This window comes from [Clostridium] symbiosum ATCC 14940 (assembly GCF_000466485.1).
GTDB classification, from domain to species: Bacteria; Bacillota; Clostridia; order Lachnospirales; family Lachnospiraceae; genus Otoolea; species Otoolea symbiosa.
Map to the genome: position 1 here is coordinate 14,520 of NZ_KE992850.1, position 23,983 is coordinate 38,502.

General features: G+C 46.1%; 28 protein-coding genes and 2 pseudogenes. 29 read left to right on the plus strand and 1 reads right to left on the minus strand.

Translation table 11 applies throughout. The annotated features are described in order from the left end of the window. The first annotated feature begins 28 nt into the window (after positions 1-28). The 21 genes and pseudogenes from CLOSYM_RS05250 to CLOSYM_RS05345 all read left to right on the plus strand — a co-directional run bounded on the left by CLOSYM_RS05250 (position 29) and on the right by CLOSYM_RS05345 (position 14,885). Positions 29-328: a YciI family protein gene (locus CLOSYM_RS05250; RefSeq protein ID WP_044902151.1), complete on the plus strand. Its 300-nt coding sequence runs from the start codon at positions 29-31 to the stop codon at positions 326-328. A 14-nt stretch (positions 329-342) separates the two neighbouring features. Further along, a complete protein-coding gene (locus CLOSYM_RS05255; RefSeq protein ID WP_021641259.1) occupies positions 343-990 on the plus strand; it encodes a GNAT family N-acetyltransferase in 648 nt (215 codons plus the stop codon). Between the two features lie 48 nt (positions 991-1,038). Next, positions 1,039-1,515: pseudogene (locus CLOSYM_RS05260) on the plus strand (EFR1 family ferrodoxin); the annotation flags it as partial. A gap of 100 nt (positions 1,516-1,615) precedes the next feature. Next, entirely contained in the window at positions 1,616-2,074 is a 459-nt protein-coding gene (locus CLOSYM_RS05265) for a hypothetical protein (RefSeq protein WP_021641261.1), read from the plus strand. A 47-nt stretch (positions 2,075-2,121) separates the two neighbouring features. Continuing rightward, positions 2,122-2,499 carry a hypothetical protein gene (locus tag CLOSYM_RS05270; RefSeq protein WP_021641262.1) on the plus strand — a complete coding sequence of 126 codons (378 nt, stop codon included), beginning with the start codon at positions 2,122-2,124 and terminating at the stop codon, positions 2,497-2,499. Beyond that, positions 2,490-2,768 carry an HAD family hydrolase gene (locus tag CLOSYM_RS23365; RefSeq protein WP_021641263.1) on the plus strand — a complete coding sequence of 93 codons (279 nt, stop codon included), beginning with the start codon at positions 2,490-2,492 and terminating at the stop codon, positions 2,766-2,768. Before CLOSYM_RS05270 ends, CLOSYM_RS23365 begins: the two co-directional genes overlap by 10 nt. 6 nt (positions 2,769-2,774) lie before the next feature. Beyond that, positions 2,775-3,218: an HAD family hydrolase gene (locus CLOSYM_RS05275; protein WP_021641264.1), complete on the plus strand. Its 444-nt coding sequence runs from the start codon at positions 2,775-2,777 to the stop codon at positions 3,216-3,218. Between the two features lie 53 nt (positions 3,219-3,271). Next, positions 3,272-3,520, plus strand: a complete 249-nt coding sequence (locus tag CLOSYM_RS05280; protein ID WP_003505245.1) for a TfoX/Sxy family DNA transformation protein — start codon at positions 3,272-3,274, stop codon at positions 3,518-3,520. A 253-nt stretch (positions 3,521-3,773) separates the two neighbouring features. Next, the gene (locus CLOSYM_RS05285) at positions 3,774-5,645 is read left to right on the plus strand and encodes a TIGR03960 family B12-binding radical SAM protein (protein WP_021641266.1); all 1,872 of its coding nucleotides are present in this window, start codon (positions 3,774-3,776) and stop codon (positions 5,643-5,645) included. Beyond that, positions 5,623-6,372 (plus strand): TIGR03936 family radical SAM-associated protein, encoded by a 750-nt coding sequence (locus tag CLOSYM_RS05290; RefSeq protein ID WP_003507117.1) that lies wholly within the window; start codon positions 5,623-5,625, stop codon positions 6,370-6,372. The genes CLOSYM_RS05285 and CLOSYM_RS05290 overlap by 23 nt, the downstream gene beginning before the upstream one ends. A 43-nt stretch (positions 6,373-6,415) precedes the next feature. Further along, on the plus strand, positions 6,416-7,603 hold the full coding sequence (locus CLOSYM_RS05295) for a ribonuclease E/G (RefSeq protein ID WP_044902161.1): 1,188 nt from the start codon (positions 6,416-6,418) through the stop codon (positions 7,601-7,603). A 131-nt stretch (positions 7,604-7,734) separates the two neighbouring features. After that, positions 7,735-9,132: an MATE family efflux transporter gene (locus tag CLOSYM_RS05300; protein ID WP_021641268.1), complete on the plus strand. Its 1,398-nt coding sequence runs from the start codon at positions 7,735-7,737 to the stop codon at positions 9,130-9,132. Positions 9,133-9,445: 313 nt separating this feature from the next. Beyond that, complete coding sequence (gene rplU / locus CLOSYM_RS05305) at positions 9,446-9,754, plus strand: 50S ribosomal protein L21 (protein WP_003503953.1); 309 nt, start codon at positions 9,446-9,448, stop codon at positions 9,752-9,754. 7 nt (positions 9,755-9,761) lie between these two features. Beyond that, entirely contained in the window at positions 9,762-10,091 is a 330-nt protein-coding gene (locus tag CLOSYM_RS05310; RefSeq protein ID WP_003503956.1) for a ribosomal-processing cysteine protease Prp, read from the plus strand. A gap of 3 nt (positions 10,092-10,094) precedes the next feature. Further along, positions 10,095-10,385, plus strand: coding sequence for a 50S ribosomal protein L27 (gene rpmA, locus CLOSYM_RS05315; protein ID WP_003503958.1), 291 nt, complete (start codon positions 10,095-10,097; stop codon positions 10,383-10,385). Between the two features lie 149 nt (positions 10,386-10,534). Further along, entirely contained in the window at positions 10,535-11,818 is a 1,284-nt protein-coding gene (obgE, locus tag CLOSYM_RS05320) for a GTPase ObgE (RefSeq protein WP_021641270.1), read from the plus strand. Positions 11,819-11,881: 63 nt separating this feature from the next. Next, positions 11,882-12,178, plus strand: a complete 297-nt coding sequence (gene yhbY / locus CLOSYM_RS05325) for a ribosome assembly RNA-binding protein YhbY (protein WP_003503962.1) — start codon at positions 11,882-11,884, stop codon at positions 12,176-12,178. Between the two features lie 21 nt (positions 12,179-12,199). Beyond that, positions 12,200-12,808, plus strand: a complete 609-nt coding sequence (gene nadD, locus CLOSYM_RS05330; protein ID WP_003503964.1) for a nicotinate-nucleotide adenylyltransferase — start codon at positions 12,200-12,202, stop codon at positions 12,806-12,808. A gap of 95 nt (positions 12,809-12,903) precedes the next feature. Further along, positions 12,904-13,488, plus strand: a pseudogene (gene yqeK, locus CLOSYM_RS05335) (bis(5'-nucleosyl)-tetraphosphatase (symmetrical) YqeK); the annotation flags it as partial. 79 nt (positions 13,489-13,567) lie between these two features. Continuing rightward, positions 13,568-13,921 (plus strand): ribosome silencing factor, encoded by a 354-nt coding sequence (gene rsfS / locus CLOSYM_RS05340; RefSeq protein ID WP_044902153.1) that lies wholly within the window; start codon positions 13,568-13,570, stop codon positions 13,919-13,921. 241 nt (positions 13,922-14,162) lie between these two features. Then, entirely contained in the window at positions 14,163-14,885 is a 723-nt protein-coding gene (locus CLOSYM_RS05345) for a DUF554 domain-containing protein (RefSeq protein WP_044902154.1), read from the plus strand. 187 nt (positions 14,886-15,072) lie between these two features. Here the strand turns inward: CLOSYM_RS05345 and lexA are convergent, their stop codons facing one another. After that, positions 15,073-15,687 (minus strand): transcriptional repressor LexA, encoded by a 615-nt coding sequence (gene lexA, locus CLOSYM_RS05350; protein ID WP_044902155.1) that lies wholly within the window; start codon positions 15,685-15,687, stop codon positions 15,073-15,075. Between the two features lie 174 nt (positions 15,688-15,861). Here lexA and CLOSYM_RS05355 point away from each other — a divergent pair, with 174 nt between their 5' ends. The 8 genes from CLOSYM_RS05355 to prfH all read left to right on the plus strand — a co-directional run bounded on the left by CLOSYM_RS05355 (position 15,862) and on the right by prfH (position 23,930). After that, complete coding sequence (locus CLOSYM_RS05355; RefSeq protein WP_003503973.1) at positions 15,862-16,173, plus strand: LysM peptidoglycan-binding domain-containing protein; 312 nt, start codon at positions 15,862-15,864, stop codon at positions 16,171-16,173. A 300-nt stretch (positions 16,174-16,473) separates the two neighbouring features. Further along, a complete protein-coding gene (gene dcd / locus CLOSYM_RS05360) occupies positions 16,474-16,995 on the plus strand; it encodes a dCTP deaminase (RefSeq protein WP_003507122.1) in 522 nt (173 codons plus the stop codon). A 56-nt stretch (positions 16,996-17,051) separates the two neighbouring features. Then, entirely contained in the window at positions 17,052-17,723 is a 672-nt protein-coding gene (locus CLOSYM_RS05365; protein ID WP_003503977.1) for a response regulator transcription factor, read from the plus strand. Further along, positions 17,720-18,913: a sensor histidine kinase gene (locus CLOSYM_RS05370; protein ID WP_021641276.1), complete on the plus strand. Its 1,194-nt coding sequence runs from the start codon at positions 17,720-17,722 to the stop codon at positions 18,911-18,913. The genes CLOSYM_RS05365 and CLOSYM_RS05370 overlap by 4 nt, the downstream gene beginning before the upstream one ends. A 64-nt stretch (positions 18,914-18,977) precedes the next feature. After that, positions 18,978-19,664 (plus strand): ABC transporter ATP-binding protein, encoded by a 687-nt coding sequence (locus tag CLOSYM_RS05375; protein ID WP_003503981.1) that lies wholly within the window; start codon positions 18,978-18,980, stop codon positions 19,662-19,664. Then, entirely contained in the window at positions 19,664-21,871 is a 2,208-nt protein-coding gene (locus tag CLOSYM_RS05380; protein WP_044902156.1) for an ABC transporter permease, read from the plus strand. Before CLOSYM_RS05375 ends, CLOSYM_RS05380 begins: the two co-directional genes overlap by 1 nt. Before the next feature lie 361 nt (positions 21,872-22,232). Continuing rightward, the gene (locus CLOSYM_RS05385; RefSeq protein ID WP_003507127.1) at positions 22,233-23,327 is read left to right on the plus strand and encodes an RNA ligase RtcB family protein; all 1,095 of its coding nucleotides are present in this window, start codon (positions 22,233-22,235) and stop codon (positions 23,325-23,327) included. Between the two features lie 9 nt (positions 23,328-23,336). Further along, complete coding sequence (prfH, locus tag CLOSYM_RS05390; protein ID WP_003503987.1) at positions 23,337-23,930, plus strand: peptide chain release factor H; 594 nt, start codon at positions 23,337-23,339, stop codon at positions 23,928-23,930. Positions 23,931-23,983: the final 53 nt, after the last annotated feature.

The window sequence follows — 23,983 nt, forward strand, 5'->3', positions numbered from 1 at the left end:
CCTGAAGGCGTGCGGAATGGAGATTAGAATGGAAAAGTTGATGTATGTGATGCTGATTGAGAAAAGCAAGACCTATAATAAATTAACAAAGAAGACAGTTACAGAACATGTTGAAAATATAAGAAAGCTGGACGATGAAGGAAAACTGGAAATCTGTGGTGTGTTTAAAGGCTATCCAGGAATGGCAGGTATGTATATTCTGAAAACAGATAGCCGTGAAGAAGCAGAAGAACTTTGTAAAATGGAGCCTTTGGTTATTGGTGGATATGCAACATATAAATTAGTTACTTTGCAAGTTGCAAATCGGGAAAATAACTACCTGCTGTAAAATGAGAGGTTGAAATGATAAAGATTAGAAATGAAAAAGAAAGCGATTACAAGGCTGTAGAAGAAATTACGAGGAAGGCCTTTTATAATCTCTATGTTCCGGGGTGTGTAGAGCATTATCTGGTTCACACCATGCGCGGACATGAGGATTTCATACCAGAACTGGATTTTGTAATCGAACTGGACGATCAGGTGATTGGTAATATAATGTATACAAAAGCCCGGCTGGTTGATGTAGCCGGGACAGAAAAAGAAATCTTAACCTTTGGTCCGGTCAGCATTACGCCTGAATATCAGAGAATGGGTTATGGAAAGATGCTTATCGAGCATTCCTTTGAACAGGCCGTGCTGCTTGGATATGATGTAATTGTTATCCTGGGAAGTCCGATGAACTATGTGGGCCATGGCTTTAAAAGCTGTAAGAAATTGAATGTCAGCATGGAAGATGGGAGATATCCGGCTGCCATGATGGTGAAGGAATTGGCACCCAATCGGTTAGACGGCAGAAAATGGTTCTATTATGACAGCCCTGTTATGGCAATTTCCGAGGAAGAAGCCCGGAAGTATGACGATACATTAGAGAAAATGGAAAAGAAACATCAACCGAGTCAGGAAGAGTTTTATATTTTGAGCCATGCTTTTATTGATGACGGTGACCTGTAAGCGGAGCGTGCAGGTTATCGTTGAGTAAGACATGCTGCGCCAAATGCAGCAAGACTGTTGAAAAAATATGGCGCTGAAATCGTTGGCGGCTTACATCTTAAAATGCCTGATTGCATTGGCGATGAAAAACTGCTGAAAAAAACGAAAGAAGAGAATCGCATCCTTGTGAAGCAGGCTGAAGAAAAGATAAAAAAAGCGGCACAGGCATTCAAAAGCGGCCAGGCCCCGCGGGAGGGGCTTTCATTTCTATCCCACATGGCGGGATTATTTGGGCAGAGACTGTGGTTTTCTCACAAAACAAAGCATTATTCCGATAAACTGAAAATCAGTTCTGAAAAATGCGTAGGCTGCGGCGTATGTATAAAGCTGTGTCCAATGGGTAATTTGTCAGTTGAAAATCAAATGGCAGTACACCATAACCGCTGCACCATGTGTTATCGCTGCATCTGTCATTGTCCCCATCAGGCAATTACACTGTTGGGCGATACCCTGCATGAGCAGTGCAGAATTGAGAATTACCTGTAACGGGCAAATCAGGCGAATCGGGCGATTATAGTTTGCGGCAGTTTATGGAGAAGTACCGGTTAGTCCGGAATAGAGTTTACAGAGGCAGGAGGATTTACATATGGAGCGTTTTTATAAGGCACTCACAAGCGGTACAAAAAATGAAGTGTTACCCGAGGAATTTGATTTTTTCGGGAAGCTGATCGGCAGCTGGAACATTGACTATGTTGACAACAGCACTTCCCAGGTACTCAAAGGCGAATGGCATTTTTCATGGGTCCTTGAGGGAATGGCGGTACAGGATGTGATCATTTTGCCCGGCTTTGAATACGGAACGACCCTTCGAGTCTACAACCCGGACACACACGCCTGGGATGTGGCTTATTGCTATACAGGAAGAATCATGCGGTTTGAAGCGAGAAAACAGGACGTAATTATCGTTCTTACAAACATAGAGGACGAACGGAGAAAATGGGTCTTTGCCAAAATTGAGGACGATCGGTTTCACTGGCAGGATGTTACGGTAACAGAGGACGGTGAATGGCATGTCAAATTTGATTTATATGCCAGACGCATATAATTAAGAAAGGTGATTGCCATGAAAGAACTACAGAGGCATGGCAAGCGATGGCTGAAGAGCTGCATCTTTATATTTCGGCATGGTCTCATGAAGCGGTGGAAAAGGAAGAAGGTCGCTCTACGCTTGCTGAAATATGGGATAGTATGCGGGAAATTGAGTTAATGTCAAATATAGTATGGGTTCGTGTTGCTTTGCATGATGATACTCAAATTGAAGAGGGCGGAGAGAAGGAGGTATTAACTCTTGCGGGAGACTCAATCGTAATAGGTACGAACATGCAGCCGTCTGAATTAGAAAAAATGGTTAATTTTAAATGGCTATGTTCTGACGGTGTAATTGAAATAAGTCCGACAGAATTGGACATTTATTCATGCATGCCATTCATTCCGGAGAATTTTAATTGTTTAGAGATTGTATGGGACTAAGCAAATTACACAAGACCATGCGTGAACTCAAAACAATCTTTTGGCAGCTGATGAATTTCCGCGCAGCAGTATTTGATTTGGACGGCACACTTCTTGACTTTATGGACGTGTGGGAAAGCATTGATATCGCTTTTCTGAAAAAGTGCGGGTTACCCGTGCCCAGCGGCTATGTCACGGAAATTTGCGCCCGCAGCTTTATAGAGGCAGCGGAATATACAATCGCTTTATTCCATCTGTCTGAAAGAGTGGATGCGATCATTCGTGAATAGAACGAAATGGCCGCCTATGAATACGCGCACAATGTAGCGCTGTCCCCGTTTACTGGGGATTATCTCCGGCAGTTGAAACATGCAGGCATAAAATTGGCTGTCGCAACCGGGCTTCCCCAAAAGCTATATGAGCCTTGTCTGAAAAAGAATGGGATTTATGACCTGTTTGATGTTCTCTGTTCAACAGATGATATGGCACGCGGGAAGGAATATCCTGACATATTTGTACATTGCGCAGAACGGTTGGGCGTGCCGCCGGAGCAGTGCCTTGTCTTTGATGATGTTCTGCCCGCGGTCAGAAGTGCAAAGCAGGCCGGGATGATTGTCTACGGGGTCTTTGAGAAATATTCAGAACACAATATGGAGGAAATTAAAAAAATTGCAGACGGCTATCTGATTGATTTTCACTCCGCCCCGATTCCTGTTCCGGTTGTGTGTGAAGTTGTTTAGAGCATGAATTGGAAATTTAACAATTAACATAAGCTAACGAAAAGGAGAAAGACATGGCGGCAGTTACAGCTTTAGGATTAGGGAAGACAATGGAAAAGAAACTTCATTCAGTTGGTGTTCATTCAGCCGAAGAATTAATTGAAATTGGTAGCAGGCAAGCTGTTTTTCGACTCAAGGAGCAATATCCAAACACTTGTGTTGTCATTCTTTATCATTTAGAAAGTGCTATCCGTGGCATTGAAATTAAACAACTGGACGACAACTGTAAATCAGAATTAAAATCTTATTTCAAACAATTATAACTTCCAGGTTGTTGGAGAGTTAAACGGAGAAACAAATAATTAATGCAAATTGATTTTGTGTTCCGACAACTGCCGAATAGTATTGCTTAATACCGGGAAATGCCTTATAATTATGCGTTGTGGCATATTGTATTATCCCGTGATTCTCAGTTGGGATAAGATAAAGACGCAAATAGAAGCTCCTTTCGATACAAATTGGCCTATACAATCGATTTAAAATACTGTGCATCAGCACAATAAATAAGGAAAAATAATGAGAAAACTAGCTTTAAACGATGAAATTTTACTAAGTATCCAGCAGCCCGCCCGCTATATCGGAGGCGAGGTAAACATGGTAAATAAGGACCCTAAAAAAGTGGATATCCGCTTTGCCATGTGTTTCCCCGATGTTTATGAGATAGGGATGTCCCATCTCGGCATCCAGATCCTCTATGATATGTTTAACAGACGGGATGATGTATATTGTGAGCGTGTTTACTCTCCGTGGACCGATTTAGACAAGTTGATGAGGGAGAAAAACATTCCGCTTTTCGCTGTGGAAAGCCAGGATCCGGTAAAGGATTTCGATTTTTTAGGCATCACGCTCCAGTATGAAATGTGCTATACCAATATTCTGCAGATTCTTGACCTGTCCCATATTCCGCTTCATGCAGAAGACAGAACCGGGGAAGATCCCATTGTAATCGGCGGCGGCCCATGCAGCTACAATCCGGAACCGATCGCGCCGTTTTTTGATTTGTTCTATCTCGGTGAGGGCGAAGTCGTGTATTTCGACCTGCTGGACCGTTACAAAGAGAATAAGAGAAATGGCGGAAGCAGGAAGGACTTCCTGGAAATGGCGGCTGAGATTCCCGGCATCTATGTTCCTTCCTTCTATGATGTCTGGTATAAAGAAGATGGAACCATAGACCAGATGGTTCCCGTCAATCCTCATGCGCCTGATAAGGTGTCAAAACAGCTTGTGATGGATATGGACGCAACCTATTATCCGGAAAAACCGGTTGTGCCGTTTATTAAGGTAACACAGGACCGTGTTGTGCTGGAAATTATGCGTGGCTGCATCCGCGGCTGCCGTTTCTGCCAGGCCGGTATGGTATACCGCCCTGTGAGGGAGAGGAGCCTTGAAGAGCTTAAAGCTCTTGCTTATAAGATGTTAAAGAGCACCGGGCATGAGGAAATTTCACTCAGCTCCTTAAGCTCGAGCGATCATACACAGCTGGAGGGACTTGTATCCTTCCTGATAGAGGAGTTTGACGGAAAAGGAATCAACGTATCCCTTCCCTCTCTTCGAATCGATGCATTTTCTTTAGATGTAATGAGCAAGGTACAGGATGTTAAAAAAAGCAGCCTGACTTTTGCGCCGGAGGCAGGTTCCCAGCGCCTTCGGAACGTTATCAACAAGGGACTGACCGAGGAGGACATCCTGAACGGTTCGGCCGAGGCGTTCAGAGGCGGCTGGAACCGGGTAAAACTCTATTTCATGCTGGGGCTTCCCACCGAGACGCCGGAGGATATGCGGGGGATTGCCGAGCTGTCCGAGAAGGTGGCCGAAGAGTACTATAATATTCCAAAGGAAGAGCGTTCCGGAAAAGTACAGGTTACCGCCAGCACCTCATTCTTTGTACCGAAGCCGTTTACGCCGTTCCAGTGGGCCAGAATGTGTACCAAAGAAGAATTTCTGGAGCGGGCCCACATTGTCAATTCCAGGATGAAAGAGATGCTGAACCGCAAGAGTCTGCGTTACAACTGGCATGAAGCGGATCTGACGGTGCTGGAGGGCGTTTTGGCCCGCGGTGACAGGAAGGTGGCGGCAGTGATCGAGGAGGCTTATAAAAACGGAGCGCTCTACGACTCATGGTCTGAACACTTTCATAATGAAACTTGGATGCAGGCCTTCGAAACCTGCGGTGTGGATATCGATTTTTATACGGTGAGAGAACGCAGCCTGGACGAGATATTCCCCTGGGATTTTATCGATACCGGCGTGACGAAGGAATTCTTAAAACGCGAATGGAACAATGCGGTAAATGAATCGGTGACGCCGAACTGCCGTGCAAAATGTTCCGGCTGCGGTGTGGCAAAATATAAAGGAGGGGTCTGCTATGAAAATAAGAATGAAGTTTAGTAAGCAGGGCCCGCTCAAATTTATCGGGCATCTTGATATCATGCGTTACTTCCAGAAGGTGATGCGCAGAGCGGACGTGGATATCCGTTACAGTGAGGGGTTCAGCCCCCATCAGATTATGTCCTTTGCATCACCGCTGGGAGTCGGTATTTTAAGCAACGGCGAGTATGTGGACATTGAAGTGAATTCCACAAAGGATTCCAAAACGATGATTGAACAGATCAACAGGGAAAATGCGGAGGGATTCTGTGTACTCAGCTACAGAAAGCTGGACGATTCCGTGAAAAATGCGATGTCACAGGTGGCGGCTGCCGACTATACGATGTGGTTCAGAGAAGGATATGAGCCGGAGGATGTCCCCCGGTTTATGAAAAATCTGCTGGCATTTTGCCACAGCGATAAAATTGAGATTGTAAAAAAGACAAAAAAGGGACAAAAGGCGATGGATTTGCGTCCCTGCATCTATGAGGTCCGGCTTACGGATGATAATACCGGGATTTTTATGAAAGTTTCCTCGGGAAGCACGGCCAATGTAAAGCCGGAACAGGTTGTCGGCGCCTACTATGAGTCCATCGGAATGGAATATCCTGCTTTCGCGTTCCAGATCCAGCGTGAAGAGGTTTATGCCGACGAGGGCAACGATGCGTCCGATGAAAGTGACGGCGGCGCCCCGGGCGGCAGCCACAAATTTGTCCCACTGGAAGAATATGGAGCAGACATTGAATAAACTGATTGTTACAAGGTGGCGCGGAAGAATCCTGTCGGCGCTAATGTCAGACAGCAGATGCCGTTCCCTGAGCCTGGAACCGGAGGAGAGCGGCAGCCTTCTGGGAAACATATATATTGGAAAAGTAAAAAATATAGTAAAAAATATAAATGCAGCTTTTATCGATCTCGGAGGAGGAAAAACAGGATACTACAGTCTCTCTGAGAACAGGGAGCATCGATTCACCAGCCCTCTGGCTGCCGCAGGGGCACAGGAGGGCCGGGTCCTGAAACAGGGCGATGAGATAATTGTCCAGGTAATCAGGGATGCTGTAAAGACAAAGGATCCCGTACTCAGCAGCAATCTGAACTTTACCGGGAAATACTCGGTAGTAACGCTTGGAAAGACGCAAATCGGATTTTCTGCTAAGATAACGGACCCTGTCTGGAAGGAAGAAGTAAAAGAGTATCTCCTGGCCCTGAAAGAAGAGACAGGCCGCAACGGCTTTGGGGTTATTGTGAGAACCAACGCGAAGGAGACCACAAAAGAGGTAATCGGCGAGGAGGTGCTGGCCCTGAAACAGAGGATGGATGAGCTTTTGGCCAAGGCGGAAAACAGAACCTGTTTTACGCTTCTTGAGGGAGCGGAGCCTTCGTTTATCCTGAGCCTTCGGGACACCTATGCCGCCAGTCTCCAGTCCGTGATAACAGACGATAAGATCTGCTATGAAGAAATGAGACGGTACCTGGATAAGAACCAGAAGGCCGACCTGGAAAAACTGCAATTTTACCAGGATCCCCTTCTTCCCCTTATTAAGCTTTACAAGCTGGAAGCAGCACTGGAGGAAGCGCTGGAACGGAGGGTCTGGCTGAAATCGGGAGGTTATCTTGTCATAGAGCCGACGGAGGCCCTGACTGTCGTCGACGTTAACACAGGAAAATATTCCGGCAAAAAGAATGCCGAGGATACGATACTGAAAATCAACTTGGAGGCAGCCGCCGAGACGGCCCGCCAGCTCTGTCTGCGAAACCTGTCCGGCATTATCATCGTTGATTTCATAGATATGGCCAGGGAGGAACATAAACAACAGCTTCTGACCGCACTGGAGGGGGAATTAAAAAAGGATCCGGTTAAAACGGTTCTGGTGGATATGACAAAGCTGGGACTCGTCGAGATTACCAGGAAAAAGGTCAGAAAACCGCTGCATGAGGTTTATGGGCGCGGAGTAAAGCCAAACGGTGTACCGAATTAGAAGGAATCATTAAAGCGCTGATTAAAGCGTGAATTGAAAAGTGCTGAAATTTACAGCCCATCTTTACTGCTTTTATGTTACCAAAGCAGGGAGAGGGCTGTTTTTTTGAGGCCGACGACTGGAGGTAAACAATGGAAACGACAGAATTAACGGAACTTGAAAAAAAGGAACCGATGAAGGAAAATAAAATGGGAACCAGGACGATGCTTCCTCTGCTTCTGTCCATGGCGTTCCCGCCGATGCTGTCCATGCTGATTCAGTCACTCTACAATATTGTGGACAGCATGTTTGTAGCCAGGTACAGTGAAAATGCGCTGACGGCGGTTTCACTCGCTTTTCCCCTGCAAACGCTGATAGTTGCATGTTCCGTCGGCATCGGAGTCGGCGTGAATTCCTATATTGCCAGGAAATTGGGGGAGCAGCGGCAGGAGGAAGCGGACAGTGCGGTAATCCACGGACTTCTGCTTGCTCTCACAGCCTCCTTACTCTTTGTAACGGCCGGAGCATTCTGTATCGAACCGTTTTTCAGGATGTTTACGGATGACGGAGCGATTCTGGCAGACGGGCTGATTTATGCACGCATCTGTGTCGGCTTCTGCTTTGGACCGTTCATTCATATTTGTATCGAAAAAATTTTTCAGGCAACCGGCAAGATGATATTCCCGATGGCGCTGCAGGCTATTGGAGCCATACTGAATATAATCCTGGATCCTATCTTGATTTTCGGTTATTTTGGCTTACCGGTCATGGGCGTGACGGGAGCAGCCGTGGCGACTGTAATCGGCCAGATGACGTCCATGGGTCTTTCATTTTTCGTGTTGGTGGCTTTTCAGCATGATGTAAAGCTTCGTTTAAAAGGTTTTCACTTTCAGGGAGCGATTATCCGGCAGATTCTTACGGTTGCCGTTCCCAATGCCTGTATGAATGCTCTAGGCAGTCTGCTCGTGATGGGACTGAATGCCATCCTGATCCGGTTTTCCAATACGGCAGTCTCCCTGTTCGGCATTTACTATAAGCTTCAGACATTTGTCTTCATGCCGGCCAGCGGCCTTTCTCAGGGGGCCATGCCGATCATGGGGTATAACTATGGGGCGCGTTCCAGGAAACGTCTCTTAGAGTGCCTCAAATACAGTATCGGAATCTGTTTCCTGATTATGGTGATTGGCTTTTTGCTGTTTGAGGGGGCCGCGGGATATCTTTTGTCCCTGTTTCACGCAAGCAGCGAGATGCTGGAAATCGGCATTCCGGCGCTGCGTATTATTGCGGTCAGCTTCCTGCCGGCATCGATCGGGTTTATTCTGCCGACGATGTTTCAGGCCATGGGAAATGGGATTGATTCCCTGATTGTGTTCCTGCTCCGCCAGTTTGTGATCACCCTTCACCTTGCCTGGTTCCTCCACGGGCCGTTCGGTCTGACCGGAATCTGGATATCTTTTATAGTGGCTGAAACAGCAGGAGCGGCGGCCGCCTTTCTCTTATATTGCAGAATTCAAAAGAAGGATGAACTGCTGCGAAAACAGCCGCTGTAACAGTTCAGACAGGTCTCTGTTACTGAAATATATGGAGATTTAACTGAGGTAGGGAGTGTGCTCCGCAGACTTTATCTTCGCCCGCAGCCCCAAACCACGGCAATCCTCCCCCCGGGACGAAAGACTCATACACACACACCACCACCCCGAACGCTGGCCGTCCCGGCGGCGTCCTCACCTGCATAACATATTGCTGAAAAAAATGTTGACAACTTCTTAAAAGAATGCTATTATTTTCTAGTGTGCCGCACAGCGAGGCTATAAGTGCGTAAAGCCGCCGAAGCTGGCGAGTAATGATAATAGGAGGTGCCATATGTACGCGATTATTGCAACAGGTGGTAAGCAGTACAAAGTTGCCGAGGGCGATGTAATCAAAGTTGAAAAGCTTGGTGCGGCTGCTGGAGAAGCAGTTACTTTTGACCAGGTTCTTGCTGTTAACAACGGAGAGATGCAGATCGGATGCCCAACCGTTAACGGAGCTACAGTTTCCGCAACCGTAGTGAAAGAAGGAAAAGGCAAGAAAGTTATCGTTTACAAGTATAAGAGAAAATCTGGATACCATAAGAAAAATGGTCACAGACAGCTCTTTACCGAAGTTAAGATTGACAAAATCAATGCTTAATTAAATTATGATAAGAGTAAACGTATTTTCAGATTCTGAGGGAAATACCAGGAAAATAGAATTAAAAGGCCACGCAGGCTATGATGATTACGGAAAGGACATTGTATGTGCATCCGCATCGGCGCTTGTACTCAACATGGCGAATTCGGTCGAACAGTTTACGGACGACGGATTTGACGGCAATGTGGAAGAAGAGACAGGGCATTTTACATTCCGGTTTACCGGGGACATCAGTAAAGAATCAAAACTTCTTATGGACTCTCTTATTCTTGGTCTTAAGAATATCGAAGAGGCATATGGAGAGGAATATATCAAAATTCGATTTAAGGAGGTGTAAGTCATGTTTAAAATGAACCTTCAGTTATTCGCTCATAAAAAAGGTGTTGGTTCTACAAAGAACGGCCGTGATTCCGAGTCTAAGAGATTAGGAGCGAAAAGAGCCGATGGACAGTTCGTATTAGCTGGCAACATTCTGTACAGACAGCGTGGAACAAAGATTCATCCAGGCATCAACGTAGGCCGTGGTGGAGACGATACATTATTCGCTAAGGTTGACGGCGTTGTTAGATTTGAAAGAAAAGGCAGAGACAAAAAGCAGGTTTCTGTTTACCCAAGAGCAATTAACGAATAATTCAGACAGCTCCATACCATAATGTATGGGGCTGTTTTTGCATTGAAGGCGGTGACCTGTGCGCGTAGCGCGCAGAGTTACAGCAGTAATTGCATAGCAGGGTTAAATTGCATACCGGGCTTTTTGGGCTCAGGTGAAAGGAGAAATATATGTTTGCCGATAGTGCAAAAGTATTTATAAAATCCGGAAAAGGCGGAGACGGCCATGTGAGCTTCCGCAGGGAACTGTATGTAGCCGCCGGCGGCCCGGACGGAGGGGACGGCGGAAGAGGCGGAGATATTATTTTTGAGGTGGATGACGGTCTCAATACACTGACTGATTTTCGTCATGTCCGTAAATATGTTGCAGAAGACGGAGAACAGGGAGGAAAGAAACGCTGCCACGGCGCTAACGGCAAAGACCTGGTGATCAAAGTTCCGGAAGGGACGGTAATTAAGGATTTTGAATCAGGGAAGGTAATTGCCGACATGTCCGGCGATAACCGCCGCGAAGTTATTTTAAAAGGCGGAAAAGGCGGTCTTGGCAATATGCATTTTGCCACTGCCACAATGCAGGTGCCGAAATATGCACAGCCCGGACAACCTGCCCAGGAGCTGTGGATTCAGATGGAGTTAAAGGTGATAGCCGACGTGGGGCTGGTAGGATTTCCAAATGTGGGTAAATCCACATTGCTTTCACGTGTATCCAATGCAAGGCCGAAAATTGCAAATTACCATTTTACCACCCTCAATCCCCATCTCGGCGTGGTGGATTTAAACGACGGACAGGGCTTTGTCATGGCGGATATCCCCGGACTGATTGAGGGGGCTTCCCAGGGAATCGGTCTTGGATATTCCTTTTTAAAGCATATTGAGAGGACAAAGGTTCTCGTTCATGTGGTGGATGCCGCATCTACGGAAGGACGTGATCCGGTGGCGGATATCCGCGCGATCAATGCGGAACTGGAATCATACAATCCGGAGCTTTTGACGCGTCCGCAGGTGATTGCCGCCAATAAGACCGATGCCATCTATGCCGGTGAGGAGATCGACCCGATTGAACGGCTCAGGGAGGAATTTGAACCTGAGGGAATAAAGGTATTCCCGATATCCGCCGTCACAGGCAAGGGAGTGAAGGAGCTTTTATACCATGTCAATGAGCTGTTAAAAACCGTGGACAGAAAACCTGTTGTATTCGAAAAAGAATTTGAATACCAGTTCCAGGTGGAAAATCTTCCCTATACGGTGGAGCATCCGGAAGACGGCGTATTTGTGGTGGAAGGTCCGAAGATCGACAAGATGCTCGGCTACACCAACCTGGATTCGGAGAAGGGCTTCCAGTTCTTCCAGAAATTCTTAAAGGACAGTGGTATTTTACAGGAGCTTGAGCAGGCAGGAATTGAGGAAGGCGATACCGTCCGTATGTATGGCCTGGAATTTGATTATTATAAATAACGGTAAAGAGTACCGGCCGATGTAATGAAGGAAGTTTAAGAGGAAAGCGGGAGTAAGAAATTCATGACAAGTAAACAGAGAGCCTATTTAAAAGGCCTGGCAATGACAATCGATCCGATCTTTCAGATTGGCAAAGCCAGTGTAACGCCGGAGCTGACCACGGCCGTGGCAGAGGCGTTGGAAGCGAGAGAATTAATCAAGCTGAGTATTTTGAAAAACTGTATGGACGACGGCAATGAGATAGCTTCAGTTCTGGCTGAGAGGACACAGTCACAGGTTGTCCAGGTAATCGGAAAAAAGATTGTACTTTACAAGCAGGCAAAGGATGAGAAAAAAAGGAAGATCGTTCTGCCTAAGTAAAGAAAGGAGTCCGGACAGGCCATGAAACAAATCGGAATTATGGGAGGAACCTTTGATCCAATCCACGTGGGACATCTGATGCTCGGGCGTCAGGCCTTCGAAGAGTATGGACTGGACTCGGTCTGGTATATGCCTTCAAAGACTCCGCCCCATAAGAAAGATCACAGAATCACTTCTTCCAAAGACCGCTGTGCCATGGTGTCGGCGGCAATCGAAGAGATTCCATATTTCTGCCTTTCAGATTTTGAAATAAAAAGAACGGCGGGATATACCTATACCGCGGATACGCTGCGCCTTCTCAGGGAAGAATATCAGGATACTGAATTTTACTTTATTGTAGGCGCCGACTCTATCCACGATATTGAAAAATGGTACCATCCAGAGTATGTACTTCAGGCCGTTACATTCCTGGCTGCAGACCGGGAAAGCGAAGAACAAAAGCGTTCACTGGATACCCAGATACGGTATCTGGAACAGAAATACGGGGCGAAAATCCGGAGGCTCCACTGTATGGAGATGGATGTGGCATCAGCCGTAATCCGCGAACGAATTGCATCCGGCGAGCCGGTGAAAGGGATGATTCCCGACGCGGTGTACCGGTATATAAAACAACATGGACTTTACTGCTGACAGCTTCTGACAGGGAGGCAATGATGAACACAGAATCAACAAACGGGACACCGAATCCGAAACCGAAGAAGTCCGGTAAAAAAAGTATAAAAAATATTTTAAAGCAGGCGGCTTATGAGGCGGAAAACCAGGAATTTATAAGAATCCGAGGGCACCTGAAAGAGAAACTGAATCCGATGCGTTACGAGCATACGCTGGGCGTTTCTTTTACCTGCATTTCACTGGCTATGCGCTATGGATATGATTTGAACAAAGCAGAGCTGGCCGGACTGCTTCATGACTGTGCCAAGCGTTATGACGAGTCGGAGATTATTAAAAAATGCCGGAATAAAGGGATTGAGCTGACAGAAAATGAGCTGAATGCACCGGCTACCATCCATGCAAAACTGGGAGCCTGGATGGCCGAAAATAAATACGGGATTACCGATCCGGAGATTTTACAGGCTATTGCATGCCATACTACCGGGAAACCGGCCATGGGACTTCTGGACAAGATTTTGTATGTTGCAGATTATATAGAACCGAGAAGAAACAGGGCGCCTCTGCTCACTGAGATGAGAAGACTGGCATTCACCGATCTGGACGAGGCACTTTACCAGATTATGAAAGGGATTCTTGAATATTTAAATGAATCCGGCGCTTATATAGATGAAATGACCAGAATCGCTTATGAATATTATGATGCGGCTAGAGCATGCCGATTGGAAGAGGCTGCTTCTGCCGAGACTCTGGGAGAACTTAAGGAGGAAATACAGCAGTATGACACAGGCAGGCAAAATGGCAAAAATCGCCGTAAAAGCACTGGAAGACAAAAAAGGAGAAGATATCAGAATCATTGATATCCGTGATGTATCGATCTTGGCAGACTATTTTATCATAGCAAACGGAAATAACGCCAGCCAGGTTCAGGCCATGGTTGACAGCGTGGAGGAAGAGCTTCTGAAGGAAGGGCATGAATGCCGTCAAATCGAAGGATATAATACGGCCAACTGGATATTGATGGATTATAATGATATCATTGTCCATGTATTTTCACGTGAAGACAGGCTGTTCTATGATCTGGAACGTATCTGGAGAGACGGCAAACAGATCGCAAGTATCGATGAATTATAATTTATGGCTTGAATAATTTATTGCTAGAAACAGAATAAAAAGATTTAAATCAGCAATCAGTTGACATAATATAATTATGTCAACTGATTGCTGCGGATTGATGGCGGTAGCCTGTGCGCGGAGCGTACAGGTTATCGTTTCATGTAACAATATATGCTGTCTGAAGGTTGCTGTTTAATAGCAACCGTTCACAGAGCATGTCTCTCATCGGTTTACAAGTATGCAGAATAGAGGTTATATTATGCCGGGATTAGGGACCGTTATAAACTGCGCCGGGGTAATCGGCGGCGGGCTTCTTGGACTGACTATAAAAAGAGGGCTGCCTGAGCGTTTCCAGAATATACTGATCCAGGCCGTCGGGCTTTGCGTTATATTTCTGGGCATCAGCGGCACATTACAGGAAATCTTTTCAGTAGGGGAGAAAGGCATCGCATCAGGGGGAACGATGATGATGATTTTCTCACTGTCATTGGGGGCGCTTTTGGGAGAGCTTCTGAATATTGAAAAACATACGGAAGAATTTGGGGAATGGATAAAAATCAAGTCGGGCAGCGGCGGTGACACCAAATTTGTGGATGGTTTTGTCAGCACGTCCCTGACCATCTGTATCGGCGCCATGGCGGTGGTGGGAGCTATCCGGGACGGTATCACCGGTGATATCTCCATGCTCTGTGCAAAGGCAGTTCTCGACGCCATTATTGTCTTTGTCATGGTTTCGTCTATCGGCAAAGGATGCATCTTTTCGGTAATCCCTCTGGGGCTGTTCCAGGGCGGCATCACCCTGCTGTCCCGGGTCATAGAACCTCTTCTGACAGGCCAGGCTGTCTCTAATATGTCTTTAGTCGGTTCAATGCTGATATTCTGTGTGGGAGTCAATCTGATGTTCCATCAGAAGATTAAGGTGGCCAACATGCTTCCGGCATTGATTTTTGCCGTTATAAGCGCATTTCTGCCGTTCTTCTGAAACCTTTGTGCCAAGTCACGGAAAATAAATAATACATATATTTAATAATTTAAATTAAATCGTAATAAACAAACTAATGAGAAGTTGTAAAGCGGAGTCTTAAGAGAAAGCAGACAGAATAATTTCTGCCGCCTCTTAATACTCCGCTTTCTGTTATACGCTGCCGCTGCGCAATGAGGTGAGGCTGTTACATTAACCGGAACAATCCTATTACCTTGCCCAGGATCTGGACCTCATCAAGGATAATCGGATCCATGGATGCGTTCTGCGGCTGCAGACGGAAACGGCCCTTTTCCTTATAGAATGTCTTGACTGTGGCAGAGTCATCCACCAGCGCTACGACAATCTCGCCATTTCTTGCAGTATCCGCTTTTGCTACAATGACACGATCTCCATTATAAATTCCGGCATCTATCATGCTGTCGCCCTTTACTTTGAGCATAAAAATCTCTTTATTAGGAAGCATCTCCACAGGGATCGGAAAATAATTTTCAATGTTCTCCTGGGCAAGAATCGGCGCACCGGCAGCCACGGTACCCAGCAGCGGCACATTGACGACTTCGCGGCGCGCTAGGTTAAAGGTGTCGTCAATAATCTCAATCGTACGCGGCTTGGTGGGATCCCGCCGGATATAGCCGTTCTTCTCAAGCTGCTCCAGGTGAGAATGGACGGAAGAAGTGGACTTAAGCCTGACTGCTTCGCAGATTTCACGAACGGCCGGCGGATATCCCTTCTTTAAAATAGTTTTTTTGATATATTCTAAAATTTCTCTCTGTTTATCAGTGATTTTACCCTGTGCCATATATGTACCTCCTCTATTGATATAATAGTAACATATGTTCGAAAAAAATGCAAACCTTTGTTCGCTTTTTTTGCGTAAAACCATTGACAAACACATGTTCGTTTACTATAATAAAATTACGGAAAAGAACAAATGTTTGGAACATAGATTCGTTTTACCAAGGAGGACACGGGGATGAAAAAGGGGATTTTAGTTTTACTTGTTCTGATTGCAATATTAAGCTCAGGTTTTTTCGGCCACAATCTGATGCAGGCCATGGCCGAGGAGGAAGCGGCGGTCAGCTATAGCAAATATTATACCAGCATACGTCTGGAAGAAGGCGACACGCTCTGGAAGCTGGCCGAAAGATATAACAATCATTCGGAGAAGAGCATGGAAGCCTATGTGCGCGAATTGAAGAGCATGAACTGCCTGATAGACGACACAATTCATGCAGGGAATTATCTGACGGTCACTTATTATAAGGCAGAACCGGAAGATTATTAGTTACTGTTCACACGGTTGTGTTCTGCGAGGTGTTTTCGTGCGTATTTTGCACGAAAATTCCGAGTTACACGGCGCGACGCGATGAACAGTGAACTTTTTCACCACAATCAACGGCGTTTTTTTGCCGTTTCTGTGCATCGCAAAGCGTGTTATTGTTTACATCATGCCGCTTTTTGGCATGATGTGAACAGTGACATTATTAAACGGACGTAAGCCGGGTAGCTTCAGAATTGATAGAAATCAATCAGATTTTATGATATACTTCCCTATAAAAGATAAAATGGAAAGGGAGAGTGAATTATGATACTATCGGGCCAGGAGATCAAAAAGCATATGGGAAAGGAAATTATTATTGAGCCTTTTGACGAGAAGAGAATTAATCCCAACAGTTACAATCTGTCACTCGCTGGAGAACTTTTGGTTTATGATAATCACGTTCTAGACATGAAAGAGCCGAATCCCGTCTCGCGTATCATTATTCCTGAGGATGGCCTTTTACTGGAGCCGAACAGATTATATCTGGGACGGACAAATGAATATACCAGCACCAGCCGTTATGTTCCCATGCTGGAGGGACGTTCCTCCACCGGGCGTCTGGGCCTGTTCATCCATGTTACGGCCGGATTCGGGGACATAGGATTTTCCGGTTACTGGACTCTGGAAATTTTCTGTGTACAGCCGGTCAGAATCTATCCCAATGTTGAGATTTGCCAGATTTATTACCACGATATCGACGGCGAGTATGAATTGTACAAAAGCGGTAAATACCAGAACAACACGGGAATACAGCCAAGTTTAATGTATAAAGATTTTGAGAAGTAATCTGACGGCGGTACGGTTTGTCTGCACAAGATGTTTGAGGAATGGAGAGCACACTCGTGGTTGAAGTTTATTATATAGAAGATGATGAAAATATCGCGCAGGCGGTGAAAGAATATCTGTATGAAAAAAATTGTATCGTTTCGGTCTTTGCAACAATTACAGATGCGAAGAAGGCGATTACGAATCATTTGCCTGCCATTGTACTGGTAGACTGGAATATGCCGGATGGCCGAGGCGATATGCTGTGCAGCTGGATACGATCCAGGTGGCGGGAACTGCCGGTTATCTTTTTGACTGTCCGGGGCGATTCCAATGATATTGTTTCAGGATTCAGGAAGGGAGCGGACGATTACGTAGTAAAGCCATTCGAGCTGGAAATTCTGTATTCCCGCATATGTGCGCTGCTGCGCAGGGCAGGAAACGTATCAGGCCAATATCTCACCTGCGATCGAATCTCGCTCGACCAATCCGGGATGATGGTTTTTTTGGGGGAAGAGGAGATTAGCCTGAGTCAGCCGGAATATCAGGTTCTATTGCTTCTGATGCGGAATAAGGGGAAAACAATAACCAGAGAAAGACTGCTCGAACAGGTATGGGACTGTAATGGCAGTTTTGTGAATAATAATACTCTTACCGTTACAATTAAGCGCCTGCGTGAGAAGCTGCATCAGCCGTTATGCCTGAAAACAGTCAGGAGCTTCGGATACCGTATGGAGGATACCTTATGATTGGCAGAAAAAATGCGGGGGTATTTATTGCTCTCATTATGTCGGCTGGTCTGATTGCATCCTCCCTTACCGCCGTTTTCGTGGCAGGATTTTATAACCGCAGGCAGTTTCAGATGATAAGCAGCGTGAGCAGTGCAATTATAGAGGAGGATCCGGCACTGGAACCGTCCATACTGTCGGCTCTGAAGGCGTATAAGAACCAAAAATCCCGGTATGCAGAACCGGAATATGAAAATGTACTTACTGCCTATGGGTACCGGCAGTCTGATTTCATAAATCCCCTGTATCAATATGTGCTTCTGCTTGCTGTGGCAGGTTTTACAGCAGGCAGTTTTTTATTTCTTGCCGTTTTTATAACCTGGCGCAAGAAGGAAGAATTGCGTATACAGACAATGGCCGAAGCGCTTGAAAAAATCAATTCCGGCAGTCCGGACCTCGTCTTGGAGGCGGGGGAAGACAGTTTTTCAAAACTGCAGGATGAGATATATAAAACAGTTACAATGATGCATCAGACAAGAGAGTCCGCACTGGAGGAAAAACAAAATTTTGCGGAAAATCTGTCCAATATTGCCCATCAGCTCAAAACTCCCGTAACGGCCATTTCACTTTCAGCCCAGATGATGGAGACACATCCGGATAAGAATTATCCTGCACAAATACAAAAGCAGATAAAAAGACTGATACACTTGGAGGAGTCTCTGCTGCTCCTGTCGCGCCTTGACGCCGGAACCCTTTTCCTGGAGAAAGAGGCTGTGGATGTCTTCACCGTTCTTACTCTGGCTGCCGACAATCTGCAGGAGGTATTTTCCGAAGCGGATGTATCGCTGAATATCCCCGAAGCGGGTGAAGTGGAAATCACGGCTGATTTAGACTGGACAATGGAAGCGGTGATGAATCTGCTGAAAAATTGCATGGAATATTCTCCGGCTGGAGGAACTGTCCATTGCTCCTATGGTCAAAATGAACTTTACACGGAAATACTCATCTGGGATGAGGGGAAGGGGTTTCAAAGAGAGGATATCCCCCATCTTTTTGAACGGTTTTATTGTGGCCAAAATGCTAAAAAGAATGGTATCGGCATTGGCCTTTCCCTTGCAAGAGAAATTATTGAACGTCAAAACGGCACGATACGGGCCAGCAATATTCCAGATGGCGGAGGATGTTTTGAAATCCGCTTTTACAGTCACTGAGCTGTCACTTTGGCCTGTTATAATGAAACTGCATTAAGTATTATAACAGGATAGGAGAAGATGTGTGGAAATATTAAGATGTGAGAATTTAAATAAGGTATACGGGTCCGGAGATAACCGGGTAGTTGCTCTGGAACAAATCAATATTGCAGTCAACAAGGGAGAGTTTGTTGCGATTGTAGGCGCATCCGGTTCCGGGAAATCTACGCTGCTTCATATTCTCGGCAGTGTGGATAAACCTACGGAGGGAAGAGTAGTGGTGGAGGGGAGGGATATCTCTTCTTTAAGCCCGGCGCAATCTGCCATATTCAGGCGCAGGAAGGTGGGACTGGTTTATCAGTTCTATAACCTGATCCCTACGCTCACTGTCAAAAATAATATACTGATGCCGCTTTTACTGGATAAAAAGAAACCGAACCTGGAATATTTTGATGAGGTTGTAAATTCCTTAGGACTCTCTGATAAACTGGAAGCACTTCCAAACCAGTTATCCGGGGGACAACAGCAGAGGACCGCGATTGCCAGAGCACTAATCTACCGTCCGGCGCTGCTTTTGGCCGATGAGCCTACCGGTAATCTGGACCGGAAAAATTCTAAGGAAATTATGGATATGTTAAAGCTGTCGAACCGCAACTTGAAGCAGACGATACTATTGATTACGCATGATGAAAATATTGCGCTGGAAGCGGACCGTATCGTTACGATAGAGGATGGGCGTATCATCCGTGATCAGAAACGGGGTGGCAGATAATGTGGAAAGATTATTCTGTGGGGTTTATCAGAAACAACCGTGCATCCAGTATATCCATCATGGTGGCCGCTTTTATATCCAGTTTGTTTTTATCTTTTCTGTGCAGCATGTTTTATAATGTATGGGTTTATGAAGTGGAAAAGATTGTTTTGGAGGAAGGGGATTGGCAGGGCAGGCTCACCGGAGTAACGGATGCGGGGGACTTACTCACAATAGAGAATTTTGCTAATGTGGAAAAAGCGGTAGTTAACGAAGCTTTATCCGGTGAACAGGGTATCGTGGCTGATATTTATTTCCACAATGTCAGGACTGTTTACAAGGACATGCCAATGATCGCAAAACGGCTGGGATTAGATGAAAAGGCGGTATCCTGCCATACACTTCTTTTGTCCAGATACCTGATTCATGACCCGCAGGATGAGACACCTCCGCTGTTGCTGACACTTTACCTTGTGATTCTGTCGTTGGTTTCCCTGTCCCTGATTCTGATTATCCATAATTCTTTTGCGGTATCAATGAATGCAAGAGTACACCAGTTCGGCATATTATCCAGCATTGGGGCTACGCCGGTACAGATACGGATTTGCCTGATGCAGGAAGCGGCCGTGCTTTGTGCACTGCCGATACTGTCGGGTAATATTATAGGAATTGTGCTGAGTTTTGCAGCAAAGAGAGGGATTGAGTACATTGCGGCCGGCATGCCGGGCCAATTGCCCATTGGTTTCCATTACCATCCTTTAGTATTAATTCTTGCTGTATTGTTGTCAGTTTTAACCGTGCTGTTCTCTGCCTGGCTTCCTGCCGGAAAATTAAGCAGGATGACGCCGTTGGAAGCAATCAGGGGAACGGGTGTAACAGGGCTGAGGAGAAAAAGGCATTCTCCAATTCTCTCAATTTTATTTGGTACAGAGGGGGAACTGGCGGGAAATGCGCTGAAGGCGCAAAGGAAAGCGCTGCGCACTTCCACATTGTCTCTGACCTTGTCATTTATGGGGTTTACAATGATGCTGTGTTTTTTCTCTCTTACCGATCTCAACACCAAATACACTTATTTTCAGCGTTATCAGGATGTCTGGGATATTATGATAACAATAAAAGATACCAAAATTGAAGATTTCCGGCAATCCGGGCCGGCACAGGCACTGGAGGGGATGGCAGAAGTACGTGATGCCGTCGCATATCAGAAGGCAGAGGCACTCATTCAGGTGCCAAAGGATGCCGTCAGTCCGGAGCTTACGGCACTTGGAGGCCCTGCTGCGGTTGCCGGCGCTTCCGTATCTGAGTCAGAAGGCGTATGGCAGGTAAGGGCTCCGGTTATTGTTATGGATGATGCGGCATTTATAAGGTACTGTGAGGATACCGGTATCACGCCGGGGCTTGACGGGACGATAATATTGAACCGGATATGGGATAGTATAAACAGCGTTTTTCGTTACAGGCAGTATGTTCCATATATAAGGGAAGACCAGGAGACCATAGTACTTCAAAATTCCGGGAACAAGGACACAGAAGAAATCCCTGTACTCGGCTATACGCAGGTTCCGCCGGTTTTAAGAGAAGAGTATGCCGATTATTCTCTTGTACAGTTCATTCCCGTGTCATTGTGGCATAATATGAAGGGGAAGACAGGAACTGCCGAAGCAGATACAAATCTCCGGATATTAGCCGGGAAAGGGGTTACCCTTACGGAACTGAATCTATTGGAGAAACAGATTACACAGATGCTTGGACGTTCTTATGAGATAGAATCTGAGAACCGCATTAAGGCCCGGATTAGGAATGATTCCATCATAGACAGCTATAAGCTGGTTATGGGAGCCTTCTGTTCTCTGCTTGCGATGATTGGGATTGCCAATGTGTTTTCCTATACGCTTGGATTTATGCGTCAGAGAAGGCGGGAATTTGCCCAATATATGTCTGTGGGTATGACGCCTGCCGGCATAAGAAAGATGTTTTATGCGGAAGTGCTGGTTATTGCCGGGCGTCCGGTTCTTATCACCCTGCCTTTGACTTATTTGTTTATTGTATTTACCGCTAAAGCCAGTTATTTAAATCCGGCGGAGGTATGGCCGGAGGTTCCTGCCGCCGCAATTGCTGTCTTCAGCCTGGCTATTGTGAGCTTTGTGGCCCTGGCATATTATATCGGCGGTAAAAGAGTTCTCAGGGAAAATTTATCCGATGCCCTGCGCGATGATACAATGACTTAAAGGTACTGACATTGTTTCCGGTTCCTGAAAATGAAAAGCAGGATACCGGGGACAATATCAGTTTTCCGTCACAGTTCAGGCAGCATCAGCTGTTACAGTGATACACGGTGAAATCACGGCTTACAAACTTTTAAGTTGACATTTTCCGGATTTTAGCTTATAGTAAATTTCAGAATAAGAAGACGTAAGTTCTTCATAAGAAAAGGAGTTGGTTGTTATGTTGGCAAATGATAGGAGTATGGTGAGAACAAAATAACAATGCAAATCAGACAGGGACTGGTGTATACTTTTTATTGCACACGGCTTGTTGTCGTGTTTTTTTGTACCTTTTTTTAGTATGCCATTCACAGCCTGTCAGCTTATGAAGGAGAAATACGATTTGAATAATCATGAAAATTGCATATTAATCAGCAGCGGTAAAAATTGGGTAGAACAGGCGGCTGTCGATCAGTTAAGAGGCGTCAGCAGACTTCCGGGAATGATAAGAACCGTGGGACTGCCGGATCTGCATCCGGGAAACACGCCTGTGGGAATGGCGGCTTTGAGCCGGGGAAGATTTTATCCTCATTTAATTGGTAATGATATTGGCTGCGGCATGAGCCTTTTTTCCACACAGGTAAGAAGAAAACGGTTTAAGATGGAAAAATGGGTCACACGGCTTAATTCTATCCGGGAACTGGGAGATATCCCCTGTGATAATCCTTATGAGGAAGAGTGCCCGATACGCGATTTTGGAACTATTGGTTCGGGAAACCATTTCATTGAATTTCAATGCCTGGAACAGGTATATGATGAGTCTGCCGCAAAGGCAATGGGACTTTTAGGCGAAAACGTCTTGGTTCTGGTCCATTCCGGTTCCAGAGGTTACGGACAGGAGATCCTTTCCCGCTATAACAGACCGGAAGGGATAGAGGAAGATTCCATACAGGCTGCGGCCTATCTGGCAGCTCATGATGATGCACTTAAATGGGCGGGGCGCAACAGACTGGCGGCTGCCGGAAAGCTTCTGGATTATCTGAACACGGACAGTCAGCTGGATATTTTGATGGAAAGCTGTCATAATTACCTTGAACAGACCGAAGACGGGTGGCTTCACCGAAAGGGAAGCGTATCCGCAAAGCACGGCGCGGTGGTTATCCCGGGTTCCAGAGGCAGCCTGACCTATGTGTGTGTTCCGGGAAAGGATACCGGAATTTCCCTGGATTCCCTTTCACACGGAGCCGGAAGAAAATGGGCGCGCAGCGTCTGTAAAAGCCGGATTGACCGCAAATATGACAGGAATTCCATACGCAGTACTAAGTTCAAAAGCCAGGTGGTATGCCATGACACGAATCTGCTGTTTGCGGAGGCGCCGGAGGCATATAAGAATGTGGAACAGGTCATCGCATCCCTTCAGGAATTCGGATTGATCGAGGTGGCTGCCACACTGCGTCCGCTGATTACTTATAAAGGGTAGGTGGGGAAAATGAGAATACAAATCAGTTCCGGCCAGGGCCCGGCAGAGTGCGAACTTGCGGCAGAGCTTTTTTACAGGCAGCTTCAAAAGGAAATAGGAGATATAAGGATGGTACAATGCGTCAGAGGAAGTAAGGCGAAGGGCTTTTCCTCCGTCATATTTGAGACGGAAGAAGATATGAGCAGTCTTGAGGGAAGCATACTCTGGGTCTGCAAAAGTCCATACCGTCCAAAGCATAAGAGGAAGAACTGGTATATAGATGTGAGCATTCTGGAAAATATGCCTAAGCTGACGCAGGAGCTGAAGCTGCGCTTTGAAACATTCAGGAGCGGAGGCAAGGGCGGACAAAATGTGAATAAAGTGGAAACAGGCGTGCGCGTTATCCACATTCCCACAGGTATTTCAGTGGTATCCACAGAAGCACGGAGCCAGCATATGAATAAAAAACTGGCAGTCAACCGTCTCTGTGACATATTAGCCGAGAGGAACATGGAGAGCGGAAGGAAGGAAAAAGAACTGGCGTGGCTGGAACATAACCGGCTGGAGAGGGGGAATCCGGTGAGAATTTACGAAGGCGGTAATTTTGTGAGGAGAGACCGCTGATTTCAGAAACATTGTATCTGGGAGCGGAGGAGCATGAAGCAGAGCGGCTTGTA

Coding starts and splice junctions, on each gene's coding strand:
- yhbY (WP_003503962.1), top strand. CDS start 11,882: ATGACAAGTAAACAGAGAGCCTATTTAAAAGGCCTGGCAATGACAATC.
- rplU (WP_003503953.1), top strand. CDS start 9,446: ATGTACGCGATTATTGCAACAGGTGGTAAGCAGTACAAAGTTGCCGAG.
- CLOSYM_RS05370 (WP_021641276.1), top strand. CDS start 17,720: ATGATTGGCAGAAAAAATGCGGGGGTATTTATTGCTCTCATTATGTCG.
- CLOSYM_RS05385 (WP_003507127.1), top strand. CDS start 22,233: ATGAAGGAGAAATACGATTTGAATAATCATGAAAATTGCATATTAATC.
- CLOSYM_RS05265 (WP_021641261.1), top strand. CDS start 1,616: ATGGAGCGTTTTTATAAGGCACTCACAAGCGGTACAAAAAATGAAGTG.
- CLOSYM_RS05295 (WP_044902161.1), top strand. CDS start 6,416: ATGTCAGACAGCAGATGCCGTTCCCTGAGCCTGGAACCGGAGGAGAGC.
- CLOSYM_RS05355 (WP_003503973.1), top strand. CDS start 15,862: ATGAAAAAGGGGATTTTAGTTTTACTTGTTCTGATTGCAATATTAAGC.
- CLOSYM_RS05270 (WP_021641262.1), top strand. CDS start 2,122: ATGGCTGAAGAGCTGCATCTTTATATTTCGGCATGGTCTCATGAAGCG.
- CLOSYM_RS05380 (WP_044902156.1), top strand. CDS start 19,664: ATGTGGAAAGATTATTCTGTGGGGTTTATCAGAAACAACCGTGCATCC.
- CLOSYM_RS05250 (WP_044902151.1), top strand. CDS start 29: ATGGAAAAGTTGATGTATGTGATGCTGATTGAGAAAAGCAAGACCTAT.
- rsfS (WP_044902153.1), top strand. CDS start 13,568: ATGACACAGGCAGGCAAAATGGCAAAAATCGCCGTAAAAGCACTGGAA.
- CLOSYM_RS05310 (WP_003503956.1), top strand. CDS start 9,762: ATGATAAGAGTAAACGTATTTTCAGATTCTGAGGGAAATACCAGGAAA.
- lexA (WP_044902155.1), bottom strand. CDS start 15,687: ATGGCACAGGGTAAAATCACTGATAAACAGAGAGAAATTTTAGAATAT.
- obgE (WP_021641270.1), top strand. CDS start 10,535: ATGTTTGCCGATAGTGCAAAAGTATTTATAAAATCCGGAAAAGGCGGA.
- CLOSYM_RS05255 (WP_021641259.1), top strand. CDS start 343: ATGATAAAGATTAGAAATGAAAAAGAAAGCGATTACAAGGCTGTAGAA.
- CLOSYM_RS05275 (WP_021641264.1), top strand. CDS start 2,775: ATGGCCGCCTATGAATACGCGCACAATGTAGCGCTGTCCCCGTTTACT.
- CLOSYM_RS05290 (WP_003507117.1), top strand. CDS start 5,623: ATGAAAATAAGAATGAAGTTTAGTAAGCAGGGCCCGCTCAAATTTATC.
- CLOSYM_RS05300 (WP_021641268.1), top strand. CDS start 7,735: ATGGAAACGACAGAATTAACGGAACTTGAAAAAAAGGAACCGATGAAG.
- prfH (WP_003503987.1), top strand. CDS start 23,337: ATGAGAATACAAATCAGTTCCGGCCAGGGCCCGGCAGAGTGCGAACTT.
- CLOSYM_RS23365 (WP_021641263.1), top strand. CDS start 2,490: ATGGGACTAAGCAAATTACACAAGACCATGCGTGAACTCAAAACAATC.
- CLOSYM_RS05280 (WP_003505245.1), top strand. CDS start 3,272: ATGGCGGCAGTTACAGCTTTAGGATTAGGGAAGACAATGGAAAAGAAA.
- CLOSYM_RS05345 (WP_044902154.1), top strand. CDS start 14,163: ATGCCGGGATTAGGGACCGTTATAAACTGCGCCGGGGTAATCGGCGGC.
- rpmA (WP_003503958.1), top strand. CDS start 10,095: ATGTTTAAAATGAACCTTCAGTTATTCGCTCATAAAAAAGGTGTTGGT.
- dcd (WP_003507122.1), top strand. CDS start 16,474: ATGATACTATCGGGCCAGGAGATCAAAAAGCATATGGGAAAGGAAATT.
- nadD (WP_003503964.1), top strand. CDS start 12,200: ATGAAACAAATCGGAATTATGGGAGGAACCTTTGATCCAATCCACGTG.
- CLOSYM_RS05285 (WP_021641266.1), top strand. CDS start 3,774: ATGAGAAAACTAGCTTTAAACGATGAAATTTTACTAAGTATCCAGCAG.